The organism is Levilactobacillus yonginensis (assembly GCF_003946265.1).
Lineage (GTDB): Bacteria > Bacillota > Bacilli > Lactobacillales > Lactobacillaceae > Levilactobacillus > Levilactobacillus yonginensis.
In genome coordinates this window covers 11,681-31,511 of the sequence record NZ_RHNO01000019.1, presented here as the reverse complement: position 1 = coordinate 31,511, position 19,831 = coordinate 11,681, and the positions used below count along the sequence as shown (strand labels likewise).

18 protein-coding genes are annotated in these 19,831 nt (G+C 49.6%); 16 read left to right on the top strand and 2 right to left on the bottom strand.

The genetic code is table 11. The features are described from left to right. Nucleotides 1–12 precede the first annotated feature (12 nt). The 5 genes from EKM87_RS09675 (at nucleotide 13) to EKM87_RS09655 (ending at nucleotide 4,761) form a co-directional block, all read left to right on the top strand. The gene (locus EKM87_RS09675; protein WP_125684221.1) at nucleotides 13–645 is read left to right on the top strand and encodes an ATP-binding cassette domain-containing protein; all 633 of its coding nucleotides are present in this window, start codon (nucleotides 13–15) and stop codon (nucleotides 643–645) included. Further along, on the top strand, nucleotides 635–1,156 hold the full coding sequence (locus tag EKM87_RS09670; protein ID WP_125684219.1) for a hypothetical protein: 522 nt from the start codon (nucleotides 635–637) through the stop codon (nucleotides 1,154–1,156). The genes EKM87_RS09675 and EKM87_RS09670 overlap by 11 nt, the downstream gene beginning before the upstream one ends. Nucleotides 1,157–1,289: 133 nt before the next feature. Further along, nucleotides 1,290–2,477: a cation:proton antiporter gene (locus EKM87_RS09665; RefSeq protein ID WP_125684217.1), complete on the top strand. Its 1,188-nt coding sequence runs from the start codon at nucleotides 1,290–1,292 to the stop codon at nucleotides 2,475–2,477. 302 nt (nucleotides 2,478–2,779) lie between these two features. Then, nucleotides 2,780–4,099: a tyrosine-protein phosphatase gene (locus EKM87_RS09660; protein ID WP_164506475.1), complete on the top strand. Its 1,320-nt coding sequence runs from the start codon at nucleotides 2,780–2,782 to the stop codon at nucleotides 4,097–4,099. Between the two features lie 200 nt (nucleotides 4,100–4,299). Then, nucleotides 4,300–4,761 carry a hypothetical protein gene (locus EKM87_RS09655; protein ID WP_225428430.1) on the top strand — a complete coding sequence of 154 codons (462 nt, stop codon included), beginning with the start codon at nucleotides 4,300–4,302 and terminating at the stop codon, nucleotides 4,759–4,761. 227 nt (nucleotides 4,762–4,988) lie between these two features. On the opposite strand, the gene EKM87_RS09650 is transcribed toward EKM87_RS09655, so the two are convergent. Together EKM87_RS09650 and helD are read right to left on the bottom strand one after the other, a co-directional pair. Continuing rightward, nucleotides 4,989–5,312 carry a hypothetical protein gene (locus EKM87_RS09650; RefSeq protein ID WP_125684213.1) on the bottom strand — a complete coding sequence of 108 codons (324 nt, stop codon included), beginning with the start codon at nucleotides 5,310–5,312 and terminating at the stop codon, nucleotides 4,989–4,991. A gap of 151 nt (nucleotides 5,313–5,463) precedes the next feature. After that, nucleotides 5,464–7,770, bottom strand: a complete 2,307-nt coding sequence (gene helD, locus EKM87_RS09645; RefSeq protein ID WP_125684211.1) for an RNA polymerase recycling motor HelD — start codon at nucleotides 7,768–7,770, stop codon at nucleotides 5,464–5,466. A 655-nt stretch (nucleotides 7,771–8,425) separates the two neighbouring features. On the opposite strand from helD, the gene trpS reads away from it, so the two are divergent. The 11 genes from trpS to rsmA all read left to right on the top strand — a co-directional run bounded on the left by trpS (nucleotide 8,426) and on the right by rsmA (nucleotide 19,781). Then, nucleotides 8,426–9,445, top strand: coding sequence for a tryptophan--tRNA ligase (gene trpS / locus EKM87_RS09640; RefSeq protein ID WP_125684209.1), 1,020 nt, complete (start codon nucleotides 8,426–8,428; stop codon nucleotides 9,443–9,445). Nucleotides 9,446–9,465: 20 nt separating this feature from the next. After that, on the top strand, nucleotides 9,466–10,386 hold the full coding sequence (locus tag EKM87_RS09635; protein ID WP_125684207.1) for a Ppx/GppA family phosphatase: 921 nt from the start codon (nucleotides 9,466–9,468) through the stop codon (nucleotides 10,384–10,386). A gap of 12 nt (nucleotides 10,387–10,398) precedes the next feature. Continuing rightward, nucleotides 10,399–11,661 (top strand): hydroxymethylglutaryl-CoA reductase, degradative, encoded by a 1,263-nt coding sequence (locus EKM87_RS09630; protein ID WP_125684205.1) that lies wholly within the window; start codon nucleotides 10,399–10,401, stop codon nucleotides 11,659–11,661. Nucleotides 11,662–11,675: 14 nt separating this feature from the next. After that, a complete protein-coding gene (locus EKM87_RS09625) occupies nucleotides 11,676–12,641 on the top strand; it encodes an IpaB/EvcA family protein (RefSeq protein WP_125684203.1) in 966 nt (321 codons plus the stop codon). Between the two features lie 25 nt (nucleotides 12,642–12,666). Next, on the top strand, nucleotides 12,667–13,365 hold the full coding sequence (locus EKM87_RS09620; protein WP_125684202.1) for an NAD-dependent protein deacylase: 699 nt from the start codon (nucleotides 12,667–12,669) through the stop codon (nucleotides 13,363–13,365). A 10-nt stretch (nucleotides 13,366–13,375) separates the two neighbouring features. Next, complete coding sequence (locus tag EKM87_RS09615) at nucleotides 13,376–13,702, top strand: hypothetical protein (RefSeq protein WP_125684200.1); 327 nt, start codon at nucleotides 13,376–13,378, stop codon at nucleotides 13,700–13,702. Nucleotides 13,703–13,714: 12 nt separating this feature from the next. After that, complete coding sequence (locus EKM87_RS09610) at nucleotides 13,715–14,563, top strand: DUF72 domain-containing protein (RefSeq protein WP_125684197.1); 849 nt, start codon at nucleotides 13,715–13,717, stop codon at nucleotides 14,561–14,563. A gap of 217 nt (nucleotides 14,564–14,780) precedes the next feature. Continuing rightward, complete coding sequence (gene metG, locus EKM87_RS09605) at nucleotides 14,781–16,820, top strand: methionine--tRNA ligase (protein WP_125684195.1); 2,040 nt, start codon at nucleotides 14,781–14,783, stop codon at nucleotides 16,818–16,820. A gap of 742 nt (nucleotides 16,821–17,562) precedes the next feature. After that, nucleotides 17,563–18,342 (top strand): TatD family hydrolase, encoded by a 780-nt coding sequence (locus EKM87_RS09600; RefSeq protein ID WP_125684193.1) that lies wholly within the window; start codon nucleotides 17,563–17,565, stop codon nucleotides 18,340–18,342. Beyond that, complete coding sequence (gene rnmV / locus EKM87_RS09595) at nucleotides 18,329–18,901, top strand: ribonuclease M5 (RefSeq protein ID WP_125684191.1); 573 nt, start codon at nucleotides 18,329–18,331, stop codon at nucleotides 18,899–18,901. Before EKM87_RS09600 ends, rnmV begins: the two co-directional genes overlap by 14 nt. Further along, entirely contained in the window at nucleotides 18,891–19,781 is an 891-nt protein-coding gene (gene rsmA, locus EKM87_RS09590; RefSeq protein ID WP_125684189.1) for a 16S rRNA (adenine(1518)-N(6)/adenine(1519)-N(6))-dimethyltransferase RsmA, read from the top strand. The genes rnmV and rsmA overlap by 11 nt, the downstream gene beginning before the upstream one ends. Nucleotides 19,782–19,831 lie beyond the last annotated feature (50 nt).

Sequence of the window (19,831 nt, the reverse complement as noted above, 5' to 3'; positions counted from 1 at the left end):
GGGAATATGGCAATGACGTTGATTCAGTTGAGTACGATTTCTAAAACAATTCGGCGACAACCCGTGTTACGGGATGTTTCCTTTACCGTGGAGCAGCAAACGATTACCACTTTGGAAGGGATTAATGGTTCGGGGAAAACGTTAATTTTGAAGGCCATGTTGGGGTTGATCAAGACCCGGGGGCGTGTGACCGTCAATGATATCCCCCTTCAGACTGGCCGGCGATATCCGGTTCAAGCAGGAATTTTGATTGAAATGCCGGGCCTCATTGAGGAGTTCTCAGCATATAAAAACCTGAAATTGCTCGCAAATCTGATGCCAGGGGTCACCAACCAGGACATTGTGCAGTTGCTCCATCAGTTTCAGTTACCTCGGGAGAATGGCGCGAAGGTTAAGCACTTTTCACTAGGGATGAAGCAGAAATTGGGGATTGCCCAGGCGACTTTAGGTCAGAGCGAGTTGATTGTGTTGGATGAACCGACTAACGCACTTGATACTGAAAGTATTGCAGCACTGATTACCTATCTGCAATCTTTGAAGGCGGCTGGTAGCACATTGGTGGTGGCTTCTCACGACCACGAGTTTGTGTCTGCCATCTCGGATAAACGAATCTTAGTGGAGGCGGGGACAGCTTATGAAGTTTAAAACGTTGCTGATTATCCTCGCGCTATTATTTTTGAGTATTGGCAGTGCTTGGCAGTATCAGCGTGTCAATCAAAAAGTGAAGCAACCGCTGGTGGTCGAAAAGATTTTCCATCAGGGTGAGTGGGTGACAGATCAAAATGTCCGATTCAAGGTCACGCAAGTTGAACATCAGTCGGCAACTACCGAGAAGCGGGTCAAGGTTCACCTGCAGATTCAACAACTGGGCGCGTATCGCTATGGGCTTAAGTCAGGGAATGCTAACCTGGCAGAGAATATGTGGTTAAATATTCCGTATGCAATCAGCAATCAATCGCGAGGGCTAACGCATCCTTCAGGCCAGTTGTTTACTGATCAGGAGCTCCATAGTCCAGGGCTAAAGTCCGGCTTTCTGGCGTTTACAGTACCTGATGAAAGCTATCGGGCACGGCTACAGGAGGCGCGTTTTAGTTTCCTTCTGTCGCAGTCATCGGGTCAGTTCTTTAAATATTCACTATTACTCCATTTGACTTAAATCTGCTTAGATTAAGCGTCGTCACTAGGAACCTTTAGTCGGTCGTGTTAGAAAATTCCGGCTGACGGGTTTTGTGTGGCGGCGTTTTGGCGTATGATAGTTTTATTATAAAATTATTAAAGGAGGGGTCCGCGTGGCATTTCTAGGAACTTTGTGTTTGATCCTGGTATTGACGACGTTAGCGGGTAACTTGTCGAACCGGCTGGGTGTTCCAGCTGTAATCGGTGAGTTGCTGGTCGGTATTTTAATCGGCCCAGCAGTTTTAAACTGGGTCCAATTAAATAATTTGGTCAGCTTGTTTGCTGACATCGGTGTGGTTATTTTGATGTTTCTCGGGGGGCTGGAGAGTAATCTGCAGTTACTGATGAAATATCTGCGCCCGGCCATCGTTGTGGCAACCTCTGGGGTAATTTTCCCGATCGTTTTAATGGGGTTAGCTTCCTGGTGGTGGGGATTTACGGTACTGGAATCACTGTTTATCGGTGTCATTTTCTCAGCCACGTCCGTTTCTATCTCGGTGGCCGTGCTTAAGGAGTACCACGCCCTGTCTACGCGTGAAGGCGCAACTATTCTGGGAGCGGCCGTAGCGGATGATATTATTGGGGTCGTGTTACTGTCTCTGATGATCAGTCTATTGGCTAGCCAGGGAATTCAGACGGCGGGGAGTCAACCGGCGTTAGCCTTGGTTCTGGTTGAACAGGTAGCCTTCTTCGGGGGGACCTACGTATTGGTCAAGTGGATTGCGCCGTACCTAATGCACCTGAGCGAACGGTTAGTCATGGCTTCTAGTGTGACCATCATGTCGATGGTCATCTGTATGGCGATGGCCTGGCTCGCGGACATTGTGGGCTTGAGCGGAGCTATTGGCGCCTTCTTTGCCGGCATTGCCGTCGCACACACACCTTACCGAGCTGTTTTGGCAGATCACGTTGAACCACTAGGCAACGCCATCTTTATTCCGGTGTTCTTCGTGAGTGTGGGGCTGAACATGACCTTTGACCACTTCCTACATAATTTGGGAATCATCGTAATTTTGACGGTATTAGCTTGCCTGGCCAAACTGTTAGGCTGCGGTTTGGGCGCACGTCTCAGCGGGTTTGACGGAACGAGTAGCGCTGTGATTGGCACGGGGATGATTGCTCGTGGCGAAATGGGCTTGATCACTGCTCAGATTGGCCACCAAGCCGGGTTGATGAGTGAGAGTGACTACTCAGCAATGATTCTGGTAATTATTTTGGCAACTATCGTGGCCCCATTATTATTGAAACAGACTCTGAAGCGGATGCCTAAGTCTAAGGCCGTCACGGAAGAACCGGCTTAATTGGCTACTAACGGCTGCACTAGTAAACGAAGATATTGATAATTATGAATTGAATTTGTTAAACAGATGGTCTTATTTTTGGGAGAAACTCTCAGAAATAAGGCTTTATTTAGTTGCTTGATAATCGATGAATCCCCGTGACGACATGGATGTTCACTCTTTTAACCTATCCGTACGAAAGACTGAATCTCAACCCACCTTTACCTAGTCTGTACATTACCTTTACGAACAATCTACATTGGATTGATATTCTTATATCTGTTATCAAAAACAAAATAAAACGGTCCAATCAGGAGGATTACATGCAACGTTCAGCTATCGTTAAATCTTTGAGTCTCGCTTCGGTGGTTCTGTCACTTATGGGAATTGGGGCGCCTAGTGCGTTAGCCGCAACGACCACACCAGCGGTCAACCAAACAGCTTCAACGGCGCCAGTTAAACCGACAACGCCCCCAGCCGATTACGGCGATATTCATAAGACGCTAGTTCCTTTAGCAGGGACGGTGAATACCCGAGACTTAGGTGGGTATACAACGGCAGATGGCAAATGGCAGGTTCGCTCTCACAGCTTGTTGCGTTCGGATCAACTCGTTGGACTGACCACGGAAGATATTCAAAAATTAACGACAGATTTTAAAATTACTTCTGTTATTGATTTACGGACGCCTGGTCAAGTGAAGGGGAAGCCAGACAAAGCCTTACCTGGGGCCAAGAACACGAATATTTCAGTGCTCGGGCCGCACGCCTACACAGATTCAGGTAGTGATGGTGAATTTTACAATCAACGATTAGCGTTTGGTCACCCGGCCGTTGTCGGCTACCATAAATTCTTGAACATGGTCTTGGCGAACCCGCAGGCCACACTCTATCACTGTACGTCTGGTAAAGACCGCACGGGGATTGCGACCGTCCTGTTGCTTTCCATCATGGGTGTTAGCCGTAACACAATCATTGCCGATTACATGCAATCAAACCAGGTTGGCAAGAAAGTTGAACGGGCCTGGCTGATGGAATACTACAAGGAAGTTCTGCAAAATTACGGTTCGATGGAAGCCTACATCACGGAATGCTTAGAATTCAGTCCAGCTCAGCAGGAACAGTTGCGGGCTAAACTCCTGGTCTCCACGGATGGTAAAAACACCCCGTATCCGGCAGCTCAGAAACCAGTCGTACCTGGAAACAACACGGGCAATTCTGGAAATGGTGGCGCGGGTAACGTGACGAATGATAATCACCAAAACGATAGCAGTGCCAATCAAACGGGTGTGACCAACCCACCAAACAATGTGACCTCTAATGGTCAGGTCGTCCAGCCAAGTAAACCAACGAACTCGACTAGTGGGACCCATAAACCAGGGAAGAAGAAAGTGGTCAAAATCGTGTCGACTAAGAAGATGCGTACGACCTATAAGTACCAATTGAAGGGCAATAAGGTGTGGTTCAAGGATGCTCACCTGCAAAAGACTAAGGGGCACACGCCAAAACACAGTAAGAAGAAGTGGCAATTGGTTAAGCAAGAAAAGGTTAAGATCAATGGAAAAGCGGCCACTTACTTTCAGGTAAAGGACCGAGCTGGTCACAGGGCATGGCTTGTAAAGAGTGCCATTCTTAACTTTAAGTAGGATGAGGACCGCGTTTGAAATCCCCCTGCCGTTGATTGGTAGGGGGATTTATTAGTAAGAGGTATGATTGAGATATGACCGCCAAGTATTTAGAGCAAAGACAATCAGAGTGTTGGCCCAATCTGTGCTTGTATTTCCTGGCCGTAACGTGTACCCTCAAGAAAGCACAATGACTCAGACAATTTAGGGGAGGAACCATCATGATGCATAAATCAGTCTTTTTGATTGGCTTGGCCGTTGCCACTATGGGGTTGGCGATGGTTGATGTTTCATCAGCAGACGCCGCAACCTGGCACGCCGGGACACCCAAGGTTCTACGCCACACTTGGTATTACAACGGCAAGGATGGCAATAAGGCCTACATTACGTACGCCAAGTTCAAAAGCACGGGGAATGTTTTTGAACAGGATGCTGCTAGCCACCGCTTCTATCGGTTACCCGGTTATGGCTTGAAAAAGTTAAAGTACCAGTCCTTAGGCAAGCACGTTTACCGGTTATCTGGTATTCAGTATTCGCCCAAGGGGTCTCAGGTTCAGTTCGACGGCCAACGCTTGACTTATAAGGTTAAGGTTACCAAAAAACATGTGCACTTTTACAAGGGGTACCAGACTTACGATCGTCAGGCAAAGTTTAAGACGATGAAGAGTCCCGTGAACGCCTAAGCGTGAAATAATAGGACACATAAAGGGTTTGGGATAAAAGTCTCAAACCCTTTTTGTGTTTGAACGTATATGGTCGAAACGTGCGACAACAGGCAGTCAACTCCGCTTAACCCCGATAGACAAACAATCCAAGACCGTGATTATTCGTCTATCGACGTTAATGCTCATTGACTAACCGCCTTTGGTCCCACTCTCTATTTGAGTTAATCAGGTTGCCGCTATCATCTTTACTTAAGTGGCAAGTTCTGATTGAGGACAACCCACGTAATCGTACCAATCAATAGGGCCAGAATGTACAGGCCGGTGAGTATTTTTGAGCTTGTTGGCAAATTTTGCCACCGGTAATAGTACCAACGCCAGCCAAAGACAATGGTACCTACCAGACCAACGAGGCTTAGGAGTAATAATCCTAACAGGATGAACGTGTCAGGGTGGTTCAAGTTGCCCGCAGCAAATTCAAGACTGCCATCAATAATTAAGAATAGTGGGAAGCCCAAGACGATACAACCGATGAAGGCTTCCGATAGCTGTTGTCCCTTAGATAAATGCATAATAACGTCATCCCCTTAACTTTTAGTATAGCGGTTTCGTTGAGGTAACGGAAGATGGTTGTGGAGACAAAAAACGGACCGTAGCCAACGCTACGATCCGCTTTGAATTGACCGGCGGTGTTTCACGTAACTACCCCGTGAAAGTATCGCGTTAGTTTTGTAATTCATGTTCGATTTGCAGGTCCGCCTGTGGAATGTTGCCAGAAGCAATCAGTGGGGAAGCGGGACCAATGCACAGGAGAGTCAGGTGATGCATGGCACGCGAGGCAATGGTGTAAAGGGTCCCAGTCAATTGGTCATTCGGATAATTTTCCGCAGAGACGTTGTAAGCAATGACACTGTCGAATTCCAATCCCTTGGCCAGATAAATTGGCAGAACGACTACCCCCTTGGGTAGTGAACGGTCGGTATCCGTTAGGCGGGTCAGGTCAAAGTCTCGGTGAAGTTCTTGGTAAACGTACTTGGCCTCAGCGGTACTCTTGGTCAAGATTGCTACGGTGCCGCTGGTGGCCAACTCTAATTTGAGTTCATGGGCTAGCGCTTTGAACGCTGCGGCGTCATCGTAACGCAGCACAACTTTCGGCAAATCACCCGGACGGTTGAAGGCTTCAATCTTATCACCGTCAGGCAAGAGGGCCTTGGCGAAGGTCGTGATGGGTAGCGTGGAACGGTAGGACCGGCGCAGCGTAATCAAGCGGGACCGCTTGACGTTTAGGGCGCTATCCAGTTTCTTTAGAATTTCTTCGGGGGCTTCAACGGCCTTGAAGAGGGCTTGTTCACTGTCACCTAGGAGGGTGAGCTTAGCCCGTGGAAAGGCGTGTTGTAGATAAATCAATTGGGCCATTGAATAGTCCTGCATCTCATCCACAAAGAGGTGCTGCATGCGGTGATTGGCACCACCACCTGCAAGAATGTCCCGCAGGTAAAGGAGTGGGGCGGCATCCGTCAGCGCCAACTTGTGGAACTCAATATCGTGTTGGTAAGTGGCGATGACTTGTTGCCAGTCAGCTGGTGCAACGCTCTTTGGTAGCGGACACTGCTCGAGAAAAGCCGTGTACTGACTGTAAGTGTCTAGGAAATAGCCGTTGTAAATCGCGTCGTCGACTGGTCGTAAACGTTTCCGAACAATCTGGCGGGCAATAAAGTCAATTTCATCGTCGAGCTGTTCAAACTTACCCAGGTGTTTTTCGCCCAAGAGGTTGTGATAATCTTCGTCGCTCAGTTGGTCGATCTCATCGCGGACCCAGTCCTCCTTAGCCTCTTCGGCAATTCGGTGCTTGAGGCGTTTCTCCAACGCATTTTTAGTACGAAGTAGTCGGTCGGCCGGCGCCGTAGCGTCTGGGAATTGTGCGTAAATCTCCCGAATTTCCTCGCGGTCGAAGAAGATTCGACTCTTGAAACGAATATCGGTGAATTTTAGCTCGGCGGGAGTGACCTGGTAACAGTAGTTTTTGACGGCTGTCATCATATCGGCACTCTCCCGAAAGTTCCGTAGCGGAAGGTTTACGGGCTGTTGTTGGTCAGCTTCGTAGCGTTCAAACTGAGTTTGTACGTTAAGTCCCTGGAACCGTTGTGTTAAAAATTCAGCCAGTGTGACTTGACGCATATTCCGTTCACCCAGGCTAGGTAAGACGTCACTGATGTAGTGACTGAATAAGCGATTGGGGGAGAAGAGGACGATTTGATCAGCCTCTAAGTCCCGGCGACTGTGGTAAAGCAAGAAGGCGATTCGCTGTAAAATGGCGGACGTTTTGCCAGATCCCGCGACCCCTTGAACCACCAGCAGGTCGCTGCGGGTATCTCGGATAATGTCGTTTTGCTCTCGTTGAATGGTGGCCACGATGTTTTGCATAGTGGCGTCGTTTTGTTCACCTAGTACGTGCTGCAACATCTCGTCACCAACAGTTTCGTTGGTATCAAACATACTTTCAATTTTACCGTTTTGAATCAGAAATTGGCGCTTCTTCAGGAGCTCCGTCTGCTGGTCGCCAGCGGGCGTACTGTAGGCGACTTTTCCCAATACTCCGTTGTAATAGATACTAGAGATGGGGGCGCGCCAATCGTAGACCAAAAAGTTTTGGTCATCGTCCACGAAAGAGGCGGTGCCGATGTAGAGGGATTCAGGCGCCTTTTCTTCTGGGTCCTGAATATCAATGCGCCCAAAGTACGGGGACTTTTGGAGCTCCTTAAAGGTATCGAGTTGATCTTGAATAATGTTCTGGTTTTCAGTTAGCCGGGAGACCAACGCCCGTTGCTGTTGTAGCTCGGCACTGGTTTCGATTCGGTCATCGACTTCAAACCAGTTGACCGAGGTGTTTTCACTGTAGTTCTTCAGCACGTTCCGCAGTTCTTGATGGGCGGCATTGTAATCCGCCGTCGTCTTATCAATGCGGTTACCGATTTGCTGGGCCACGTGGTCAACACGCTGTTGTTCCTGTGTTTGTTCGCTGGTGGTCAAAATGACCGCCTCCTTTGGATAGGCTAAATTGCCTAACAAGTTTAGTCATTATTCGGGGCTGTGTCAATCAAACACACCGCTTTGGGCCAACTTATTGTGAATAGCCACTGCTGACGGTTTCAACCTGACCAGGCAAAGGCTCCCACGGTGGAAAATAAGTTGATTTGGCGGTATGTCGAGTAGATTGTTTCTATAAATAGGTATTCCTTTCAATCACTCGCCAGCTAATTAGTCGTTAAGTTCGGTGAATTAATCAGTGAAACGATAGTTGGGCCTGTACCACCGAATTTGATTGACCTCGACCGCCAGATAGGCGATGATTAAAGAAAGACGTGGCCGTTTTCAGACGATGCTGGGTGGGACGGAAATTTTGCAAGTTCCTGACAGTTTACATTCTGCGCCAAAACCACTAAAATATAGGGATAGTTACTTGAGAGTAGTAGACCAATACTAGAGAGAAATCGGCCTTGCTGAAACGATTTTATGGTTGAAATGGACTCAAGTTACGTGTTATTAAAACCGATAATTAAATTATCGCGGTGTCCCGTTAACGACAAAAGTGGTGGTCAAATTGGCCACAAATTAGGTGGTACCGCGCATGAGCGTCCTATTGGCATTAGTCAGTAGGGCGCTTTTTCAGAAAGGATGAACATTTATGAGCAAGAAACACGTTATTTTAACTGGGGACCGACCAACTGGTAAATTACACATCGGCCATTACGTTGGGTCACTTAAGAACCGGGTCGCATTACAAAACACTGGTGATTATGAAACCTACATCATGATTGCTGATATGCAGGCCCTGACCGACAACGCCCGTGATCCCGAAAAGATTCGGCACAGCCTCTTACAAGTGGCCTTGGATTACTTAGCCGTGGGTATCGATCCCGCTAAGTCCACGATTCTGGTGCAGTCACAAATTCCGGCCCTAAATGAATTAACGATGGCTTATTTAAACCTCGTTTCCGTTTCCCGCTTAAACCGGAACCCAACGGTTAAGTCCGAAATCAAACAAAAAGCATTTGGTGAAAGTGTCCCAGCAGGCTTCTTTATCTACCCAGTTAGCCAAGCTGCCGATATCACCGCATTTAAGGCCGACACGGTCCCCGTAGGTGAAGACCAAGAGCCAATGCTGGAACAGACCCGTGAAATTGTGCGGAGCTTTAACAGTATCTATCAGCAAGAAATTCTGGTGGAACCCGAAGGCTACTTCCCACCAAAGGGCCAAGGCCGGATTCCTGGACTCGATGGGAACGCTAAGATGAGCAAGTCCCTCGATAATGCCATTTACCTGGGCGATAGTGCCGACGAGATTCAAAAGAAGATCATGTCCATGTACACTGATCCTGAACACATTCACATTGAAGATCCTGGTCACGTGGAAGGCAACACGGTCTTCACTTACCTGGATATTTTCGCAGACGACCAGGAACACGTTGAAGAATTGAAAGCACAATACCAGCACGGTGGTCTCGGCGATGTTAAGATTAAGCGGTACTTAAACGACGTTTTACAGGCGAAGTTACAACCAATCCGTGAACGTCGTGAAGCCTTCGCTGCTGATGAGGGTGCCGTTTACGATATCCTCAAGCAGGGGAGCGAAAAGGCCAACCAAGTGGCTGCCCAAACGCTTCACGAAGTCCGTCACGCCATTGGTATCGATTACTTCGGCTAAAGCGAAACGGGGGATGAACAATGCAAAACCTAGCCATTGTTGATTTAGGCTCTAATTCGGTCCGCATGGCCGTTAACGAACTACATGATGACGGTTCTTACCGTGAAGTCAATCGGGTAAAGGTCGACAGTCGTCTGTCCGAGGGCATGGGTCCCGAGAAAATCCTGCAGCCAAAGGCGATGGATCGGACCGTTGCAGCCTTGAAATCCTTCAGGCCCTATTATGAACACCTCCCCAACCTGATTGTCCGGGGAATCGCGACGGCGGCGGTTCGGCAGGCTCGCAACCGGGATGAATTTTTGACCCGGGTCGCTGCCGCTACTGGGATTCAGATTGAAGTCCTGTCTGGTGACCAGGAAGCCTACTATGATTATCTAGGTGCCGTAAATCGGCTAAAGGTCAAGGATTGCTTGTTGCTCGACACGGGTGGGGCCAGTTGTGAACTGGTCCACGTGCGAGATGGCAAGGACGCCAGTCTGATCAGTGTGCCGTTCGGTGCGGTCAACTTGTCAGAACAGTTCCACCTGGATGACTTGGTAACGGCCGTCGATCTTTTTTCAGCACAGGTCTTTTTGCGGGAACGCCTCCGGGATATTTGGTGGCTAAACGACGCCAAGCAATTACCACTCGTCTTGTTGGGTGGCGCTAACCGAACGCTGGCCCGCATGAATCGTCAGCAACAAAAGATTCTACACGTGGAAAACATCCACGGGTACCGACTGACGACGGGACAAGTGATGCAGACGTTTGAACGGTTACTCCGTGTGCCGTTGATAGAACGGAAACGGATTTCCGGTTTGGAAGCAGAACGGGCCGACATTATTGTTGGCGGGATGCTACCACTGGTTACGTTACTACAGATGTTGGATTCTGACCGGGTCATTTTCTCAGAAAGTGGCGTACGAGAAGGGATCATTTCTGAGTACGTGAGTCAACACTAGGAGGTGTTTGCGATGGGCAATCGTCCATTCTACAAGTTACCTTATGGGGCTCGGCGAGATCAGCTGGCTGCGCAGAGTCACTTAACGGTGGCTCAGTTAGGCACGTTAGCCGCTCACCGGCAAGCAACCGATGAGAATCTCATTGAGAACTACCTGACAACCTATGGTTTGCCGGAAGGCGTCGCAGTTAATCTGCGTGTCGATGGGCAAACGATTGCCGTGCCAATGGTGACTGAGGAACCTTCCGTGATTGCTGCAGCAAGCAACGGTGGTCGGTTACTGACCAGTGATGTTGGCATCACGACGCAGGTCAGCCAACGTGAATTGATGGGACAGATTGTCTTCAGTCACGTGGCTGATCAGGAAAAGCTGGCAGCGTGGTTGACGCACGAGTCATCTCGCCTCTTAAAGGTGGCTGACGCGGCTCACCCATCGTTACTAACGCATGGTGGAGGGGCGCGCTCGATTCGGGTTCGTTGCCTGGCACCAGATTGGGTCTCGTTAGACCTGTTCATTGACGTCGGTGAAGCCATGGGGGCTAACTTGGTCAACACGCTGACTGAGGCCGTTGCGGCGGATATTAAGGCACACTGTGACGTAGACATTTTAATGAGCATTCTAAGTAATTACGCCACGCACAGTTTGGCGACTGCCTCCTGTGTGGTTCCCGTTGATCAACTGCGAACGAAAACCATGTCCGGTGCCACAGTTGCGCAACGATTAGTGGCAGCCAGTGAGTACGCGCAAGTTGATCCGTACCGGGCAGTAACCCATAACAAAGGGATTATGAACGGTATTGATGCGGTCGTCTTAGCAATGGGTAATGACTGGCGGGCCGTCGAAAGCGGCGTTCACGCCTATGCCAGCCGTTCGGGTCAGTACCGCGGACTCAGTCGTTGGTGGCTCACGGCTGGTGAGCTTCACGGCGAACTAACGGTGCCACTGGCGTTGGGATTTGTTGGGGGCGCTACTAAGGTATTTCCCCTCGTGGCCATCAACCAGCAGGTCGCGCACTTGACGAGTGCGCGGCAGTTGATGGGGGTGACGGCGGCGGTTGGACTGGCCCAAAATGTGGCCGCCTTACGGGCACTCGTGACCGATGGCATTCAACGGGGGCATATGGCCTTACAACGAAAGTCATTGGCCTTGTCCGTCGGGGCCACACCAGCTGAATTGCCAGCAGTCGTGGCACAATTACAAGCGATTAAACAACCGACGACGGCTCAAGCCCAAGCAGCATTGGCGGCTGTTCGTCAAGCAAATTTAAAGAAATAGGTGGATTGAAACGCATGAAAGCACAAGATATTCAACTGAACGATGAAGTTCAAGGCTTATTGGACCAGGTAAATGCCCTTTACCCTGGGAAGGTTGAAGTCCAATTTATTGGTGAACTGCAAGCCGGTTTCGTCCGACACGACCAAGCCCAACAGATGCAAATGGGCAAGGACATTGCCATTCAGGTGGCTGACCTGACGGCACCAAACTACACGGCTTCCCACGAACTACTGCATCTTTTGATGATCTTATCTGGCTTCCCTCAGGTCTTCTTCTCATTGACGACCGGTCAAGACCAGTTGGATGAGCAACTGATGATCATGGGGACTGAGCTCTACGATATTGTCAGTCACATTGTGGTGGTCAGTGAACAAAAGAAGCATCACTTGATCGATGATCATATCAAGGACTTATACTTAAACGGGGTCACGGCCACAATCAAGCCGGAACCAACACCAGTGGATGACGAAATGACGTTGCGGACTTTGACGTTGTTGGACGCCTTGGTCTTCTTCGGCACGGATGACGACCAGTTGATGGCTCAGTTCAAGCGGGACTACCCAATCAGTTTTGAGGCAGCGCAAAAGCTGTACGCCATTATTACCGCCAAGCCAATCGATTCGCCATTTACGTTACGTCGGAACGTGGTCAAGTTATTCAAGGCCTTTGATGAACAATTAGAGGCCTGGCATTTACCAGCGCTGCACAACACGGAGTTTACGACGCTGACGAGTGTTCTATCCAAACGGCAACTTAGCTTGACCGTAAAGCAAATCTTTGAATTATATCATTCTGATATGCACGAGAAGACGACCCAACGGCGGGGGTACGTCGGGTTTAACCGCGCAGATAATCAAAATGCGTTCGTTCTGCCCGCACCAGCGCCAAAGAACGATACACCGGAGTACTTCACGAAGATTTACAGCATGACGGTTGAAGAACTTTTCAAGGAATTGAAGATGCCTTATATTTTACGTTAGGGCTTTTTAAGAAAGGATGATGGGGATGGAAGCGCGCTTACAAGCAACCTTTGATGACGCTAAGCACATCGTATTCTTAACGGGTGCGGGCGTGTCGACGCCGTCTGGTATCCCGGATTATCGGTCGAAAAATGGCTTGTACACCGGACACCGTAACGCCGAGTATTATTTGAGTCACACCTGTTTAGTCCAGGAACCACAAGTTTTTTACGACTATGTGAAGCAAAACCTGTACTATCCAGATGCCAAACCCAACGTCATTCACCAGAAGCAAGCGGCATTGACCCAGCAAGACCGGGCCACCGTGATTACGCAAAATATTGATAACTTGTACAATGTAGCAAAAACGAAGCACCTGGTTGAGTTTCACGGTAACCTGTACAAGGTCTACTGCCAGGTCTGTGGTGCCACGGTCGATTGGCAGGATTACCTGAAATCGCCGTATCATACGGACGATGGCGGCTGGCTCCGGCCAGACGTGGTGCTCTACGACGAAGGGTTGAACACACTGAACGTTCAACGGGCCGTGGCCGCCATGGGTCAAGCCGACCTGGTCGTGATTGTGGGGACCTCCATGCGAGTTTACCCATTTGCTGGGTTGCTAGATTATCGTAGTGACGGCGCCCAGGTCGTCGTGGTCAACCAGGAAAAACTAGATTTAGGATTCGATTACCAAATGGTTCAAGCTGATGCCACTGAATTTTTCAACGACTTACAAGTGTGAGGTCCTGCCAATGAGCCATGAAGAAGTGATCAATCAACTGCGGCACCTAGTGAGGCGTCTGCGGTGGTTAAATGTGATTCAGCTGATTCCAGATACACTCGTGATCTACGGGATTCTGCAGTTAGCATTCAGTAGTCAGTTAGTGACCCTGTTTAATGCGAGCTTCGCGCGGCGGCAAGCGGTGATGGTAACCGTCATGTTTGCCCTGATCGACCTCTGTGTGACGGGGATTCGCTATAATGATCGACTGGCTGGTAAGCGTTTGATCAGTCAGCTTAGTGGGCGATTGACGACCCCAGAAGCTGAACTGATCAAGCAGTTTGAACGTTTCAAATAAGAAGGTGACAACGTGATAACGATTGGGTTGACGACGTGGACGGAACATCCAGCACTAATTGGTGGGGAAGACCGTCCGGTAACGTTGCCTGAATACGCCGGTAACTTTCCGGTGGTGGAGCTCGATACGCCCTTCTATGGAATTCCCCGGGAGAGTACGGTTGCAAAGTGGCAGGCGGCCGTTCCCGATGGATTTCAGTACATTTTAAAGGCCAATCAGGTCATGACGCACCACGACGACCGCAAGGAACCGGTGGACGAGATTGCGCGGAACATGGCGTTTGATGAGTTCCGGCAGGCAATTCGGCCGTTGGTACGAGCTAAGCAGTTACAAACGGTGTTGTTTCAGTTTCCGCCGTACTTTAATCGCACGACGGCTAACATTCAGTATTTGCGTGATGTGCGGGTGCTGATGGGAAATCTCCCAGTGGCCGTTGAGTTCCGCAGCCCCAGTTGGTTTGAGACACCAGAAATGACGGCTGACGTTATGCAATACCTGCAGTCGTTACGATTTACCAACGTGATTACGGACGAGCCGCACAACTTGAATAATGGGATTCCGCTGGTGGAAACTGTGACCACACCGGACTTAGCGGTGGTGCGGCTCCATGGTCGTAACGCTGAGGGGTGGTTCAATCAAGGCCAAAACTGGCGCAAGACGCGGACGCTTTACCATTACCAGGAAGCCGAGCTCCAGGAGTTGGCGGACTTGACTAACCGGTTAGCGACATCGGCGAAGAGTGTTTGCGTGATTTTTAACAACAACTCTGGTCGGGACGCTGCGCCCAATGCACAACGGCTTCAGGAAATTTTAGGCCTGCACTGGCAAAATTTGGCGCCGCAACAACTGGATCTCTTTTAAGGGGAGCATGGGAAGTACCTATCTGTTCGTGATGGACGGGGTGCTTTTTTTCATTTCACCGGTAAAATGGTCGAGGTTTCATCAAAATTTAACGATGAAAAACCCCAAGTGAACGCTATGGCTCACCAGGGGTTTATGCTATACTGGATTAGAATTTACATTAAAATTTAACCCGAAAATAACGGAAAAAATTAGAGCGAGGGAAGGCATTTTCTTTATGGCTGAAAAACCAACTTTTTACATTACGACGCCGATTTACTACCCATCAGGGCGGTTACACATCGGTAACTCCTACACGACGATTGCTTGTGACACGGTTGCCCGTTACAAACGCAGCAATGGGTACGACGTTTTCTTCTTAACCGGGACTGACGAACACGGTTTGAAGATTGAAGACAAGGCCCAATCACAGGGCCAAACACCCCAAAAATACGTGGACGGCATGGCTGAAGGTATCAAGAAGCTGTGGCAGACGTTGGAAATTTCTAACGACAAGTTCATTCGGACGACCGACCAGGAACACGTGGCTGCCGTTCAAGAGATCTTTGAACGCCTGTTAAAGCAGGGTGACATTTACCTGGGTGAATACGAAGGTTGGTATTCCGAAGATGATGAGGAATACTTCACTGAAACACAACTCGCTGAAGTTTACCATGATGACAATGGTAAAGTGATCGGTGGGAAAGCCCCTTCCGGCCACGAAGTTTCGCTGGTCAAGGAACAGTCCTACTTCTTCAAGATGAGTAAGTATGCCGATTGGCTGTTAGACTTCTATCACAGTCACCCACACTTCATCCAACCAGAATCACGGATGACCGAAATGATCAACAACTTCATCAAGCCCGGACTGGAAGACCTCGCCGTTTCCCGGACCACTTTTACTTGGGGGGTTCCCGTCAAGAGTAACCCGAAGCACGTGGTTTATGTGTGGATCGATGCCCTCTTGAACTATATCACCGCACTGGGCTACACCAGTGACGATGAAGGCCTCTTCAAGAAATACTGGCCAGCCAACGTCCAAATGGTTGGTAAGGAAATCGTGCGTTTCCATTCCATCTACTGGCCAATCGTGTTGCACGCGCTGGGTGTTGAAGCACCAGACGAACTATTTGCCCATGGCTGGTTGTTGATGAAGGACGGTAAGATGTCCAAATCTAAAGGGAACGTCATTTATCCTGAAACGTTGGTTGACCGTTACGGGTTGGACGCTTTGCGTTACTACCTGATGCGGGCCATGCCTTACGGGAACGACGGGACGTTCACCCCTGAAGACTTCGTTGACCGGTTGAACTACGACTTGGCCAATGACCTTGGGAACTTATTGAACCGGACCGTGGCCATGATCAACAAGTACGAAGGTGGTAAGCTGCCCGAATACCACGCTGGTGTTACCGAGTTCGATGCTGAATTGGAACAGACGGCCGTGGACGTCATTGCCAACTACCACGACTTGATGGATAAGATGCACTTCGCTGACGCACTGTCAGAAATCTGGAAACTGGTTTCTCGCAGCAACAAGTACATTGATGAAACGGAACCTTGGAAGTTAGCCAAGGACGATAGTCAAAGCGATGCGTTAGCCGCAGTGATGGCACATTTGGCTGCTAGTTTACGGGTCATTGCCACGTTGATCAGTCCCGTTATGACGCACGCACCAAAGGAAATCTTTGACCAATTAGGGTTAGATCCTGCTACCATGACGATGAGTGACCTAGCATTGGCTGACCTGCCAGCTGGCAAGCAAGTCGTTGCGAAGGGGACGCCAATCTTCCCACGGATCGACGTGCAAGAAGAGGTCGACTTTATTCAAGGTCAAATGACCAAGTCTGAAAAGACGAAGGGTCGGGCCGCTATGGCTGCCAAGGCTCAGGCACAGCAAGAAGCTGCTAAGAGCGAGGCTGAGGATACGGAATTAACTTTGGAAAAGCCAGAAATTCGTTTCGATAAGTTTGAAAAGGTCGAACTCCGAGTGGCCCAAATCAAAGCGGTCGACCACGTTGCGGGTGCCGACAAACTGTTGAAGTTCCAGCTTGATGCTGGGGACCAAGGCAACCGGCAGATTCTTTCTGGAATCGCTGAATGGTATCCAGAACCAGAAGCACTGGTCGGTAAAAAAGTGGTCATCGTGGCCAACTTGAAGCCACGGAAGATGCGTGGCGAAGTGAGTCAGGGGATGTTGTTGTCCGCTGAACACGATGGCAAGGTTCAATTACTGACGTTGCCAGACAGCTTGGTCAACGGGTCATCCGTTAGCTAGACTGACTTAGACGATAATTAAAAATTGAAGCGTGGGCGGCGGGCCATTATGGAGACGCTTGCCCGCGCTTTTCTTTGTTTTTAGAAGTTCTTTGTTGATTGGCTGCTTGCGGCCGCCAGGGACGGGGACCGCTGTGGGGACCGGAACAAGCCGAAGAGCGGTCTTGTTCCTCGACTGGAAGCCCAGCCCAAAAACGGCCGGCCTCCCAGCTCGCCCCGCGCTGTAGCTTGGCCAAAAACGCCAAGCAATACCGCTGTCACTGCGGCCCTGTCCCTGGCGTCCGCCGGCTAAGATTGTCGCCAATTTTCCAAAACAAATAGCGTGGATGGTATTATTTGTTTATAGTGGTTGTTATAATCAATAGAGAGCGTCGGCTGCAGTGGTGGACAACGTGGTTGAACCAGGTTATTCTCGTACAGGGCTGATGAACGTTAGAATTGAGCATGTATTGTGGCGATTTTTTAGGTGCATGGTGGTTCTGGTTGAGCAACTACCTGTTAATGTTCACTAGACTAGAGCCGAAGGCAGTCAGGGCCCGCGCGGTGTCGATGGTCTTAGCGGTTTACCGCTTAGAGCATGGGACGACCTTGGAAACTCACGGATTTTGTGAGGTTTCAAGGCGCCCTGGAGACTCGTGATTTGAGGCTACCAGGGTTGCCCCACGGCGCGGCCCCTGACTGCCGTAGGCGGCACAGCAAAAAAACTAATTTAAAACAAACAAATAATTCAAGGAGGGACCAAGATGAAAATATTTGATTCACATACGCACCTAAACAGTGAAGAATTCATCAACGACGTACCCCGCTACCTTAAACAAGCGGCGGACCTGGGAGTCGTTAAGCTGACGAACATTGGCTCCAACACACAGTTGAACGCCGATGCTATCAAGCTGGCTCACCAGTATCCACAAATGTACGCGGCAGTCGGTTGGCACCCTGAAGACTCGAAAAATTACGATGCAGCGGCTGAAAAACTGTTGGAAGAACAGTTGGCTGATGAACGGGTGGTGGCCTTAGGTGAAATTGGCCTGGACTACCACTGGGATAGTTCACCACAGGACGTACAACGCAAGGTGTTTGCCCGGCAAATCGCGATTGCCAAAGAGGTCGGCAAGCCCATTGCGGTGCACAACCGAGATGCGTTCGAAGATACCTATCAAATTATTAAAGATGCCGATATCAGTAAAATTAGTGGGGTCATGCACAGTTTTAACGGTGATCCAGAATGGTTGAAGAAGTTCCTCGACTTGGGGATGCATATTTCTTATTCTGGCGTGGCCAGCTTTAAGAACGCCCATGAGGTTCACGATTCCGTACGAGCTACGCCACTTGATGTCATGATGGTGGAGACTGATGCACCGTACCTGACGCCAGAACCACACCGTGGCGAACAGAATGAACCAGGATTTACCCGTTACACGGTTGAGGCGATTGCCAAGGAACGTGAGACGACACCAGAAGAAATTGCCGCAGCCACGTTTAAAAACGCAGAGGAGTTTTACAAAACGAATGAAAAAGATTAAAGAAGTCCTCGTGGTTGAGGGCAAGGATGATACCAAGCAAATTAATCGGGCGGTTAACGCCGATACCATCGAGACACGGGGTTCCGCCATTGATGACGATACACTGGCCCTAATTGCGAAGTTAGCGGATCAGCGGGGCGTCATCATTTTCACCGACCCTGATTTTTCAGGAGAAAAGATTCGAAAAATTGTGGCGGAAGCAGTTCCGAACGCCAAGCACGCTTTTCTGCCCAAGGCTGAGGGTCGCCCAGATAAGGCCGGTGGGTCTTTAGGGGTTGAGCACGCTAGTCCGGCAGCTATCCGCGCGGCTCTAGACCACGTTTACACTGAGACTACGGCGGCGCCTACGTTGATTACCCACGAGGATTTGATGGCGGCGGGGCTGATTGGTGGTGCCGGCGCCAAAGAACGCCGGGAACAATTAGGAGAGATTCTACAAATCGGTTACGTTAACGGGAAGCAATTGGAGAAGCGACTCCGAATGTTTGGTATTCAACCCGAGGACTTCGCGACTGCTTTAAAGCAGGTTCGCGCAAAGGAGGACAAGCATGAAGAATAGTGTACCTGAGATTGGTTCACCGGCCCGGACAAAGGCCATCTTGACGCGCTACCACTTGGTAGCTAAGAAGAGTCTGGGACAAAACTTCCTGTCGGATTTAAACATTTTACGAAACATCGTGGCAGCGGGTGACGTCTCAAAGCAAGACAACGTCATTGAAATCGGCCCCGGAATTGGTGCGCTGACGGAGCAAATCGCCAAGCAAGCCAAAAAGGTCGTGGCGTTTGAAATCGATGAAAACCTGTTACCCGTCCTGGATGATACCTTGATGGATTACGATAACGTTAAAATCATCAATCAGGATATCCTGAAGGCCAACTTACCAGAGGTAGTCCAGGCTGAGTTTGAGCCAGGCCATCCTTTGAAATTGGTGGCCAACCTACCATACTACATCACGACACCCATCTTAATGGGGGTTCTGCAGAGTACAGTGTCGTTTGACGCTATCGTGGTCATGATGCAGGCGGAAGTAGCTGATCGCTTAGTTGCCGAACCGGGGACCAAGGCCTATGGGTCATTGTCCGTTGTTATGCAGTACCGCGCTCACGTTGAAGTGGCATTCCCGGTTCCGCGAACGGCCTTCATTCCACAACCGAACGTTGATTCCGCGATTATTCGTTTGACACCACGGGAAGCTTTGCCGGTTGAACCGTACGAAGATAGTGCGCTGTTCAAGTTTGTTAAGGGTTGCTTTGCTCATCGGCGGAAATCGTTGTGGAACAATCTTCAGGGCATCTTTGGGAAGCAACCAGAGGTTCGCGAACGGATTGAAAAGGTTCTGAATGAAGTCGGAATCTCGCGGCAACTACGGCCAGAACGGCTGACACTGATTAATTTCATTGAATTAACCAATGCTTTCCACAATGATGGATTGATGTAACCCTTACCAACTGCTGATTCTTGCGGTTTGTAAGTGGTTGTGGTATAATT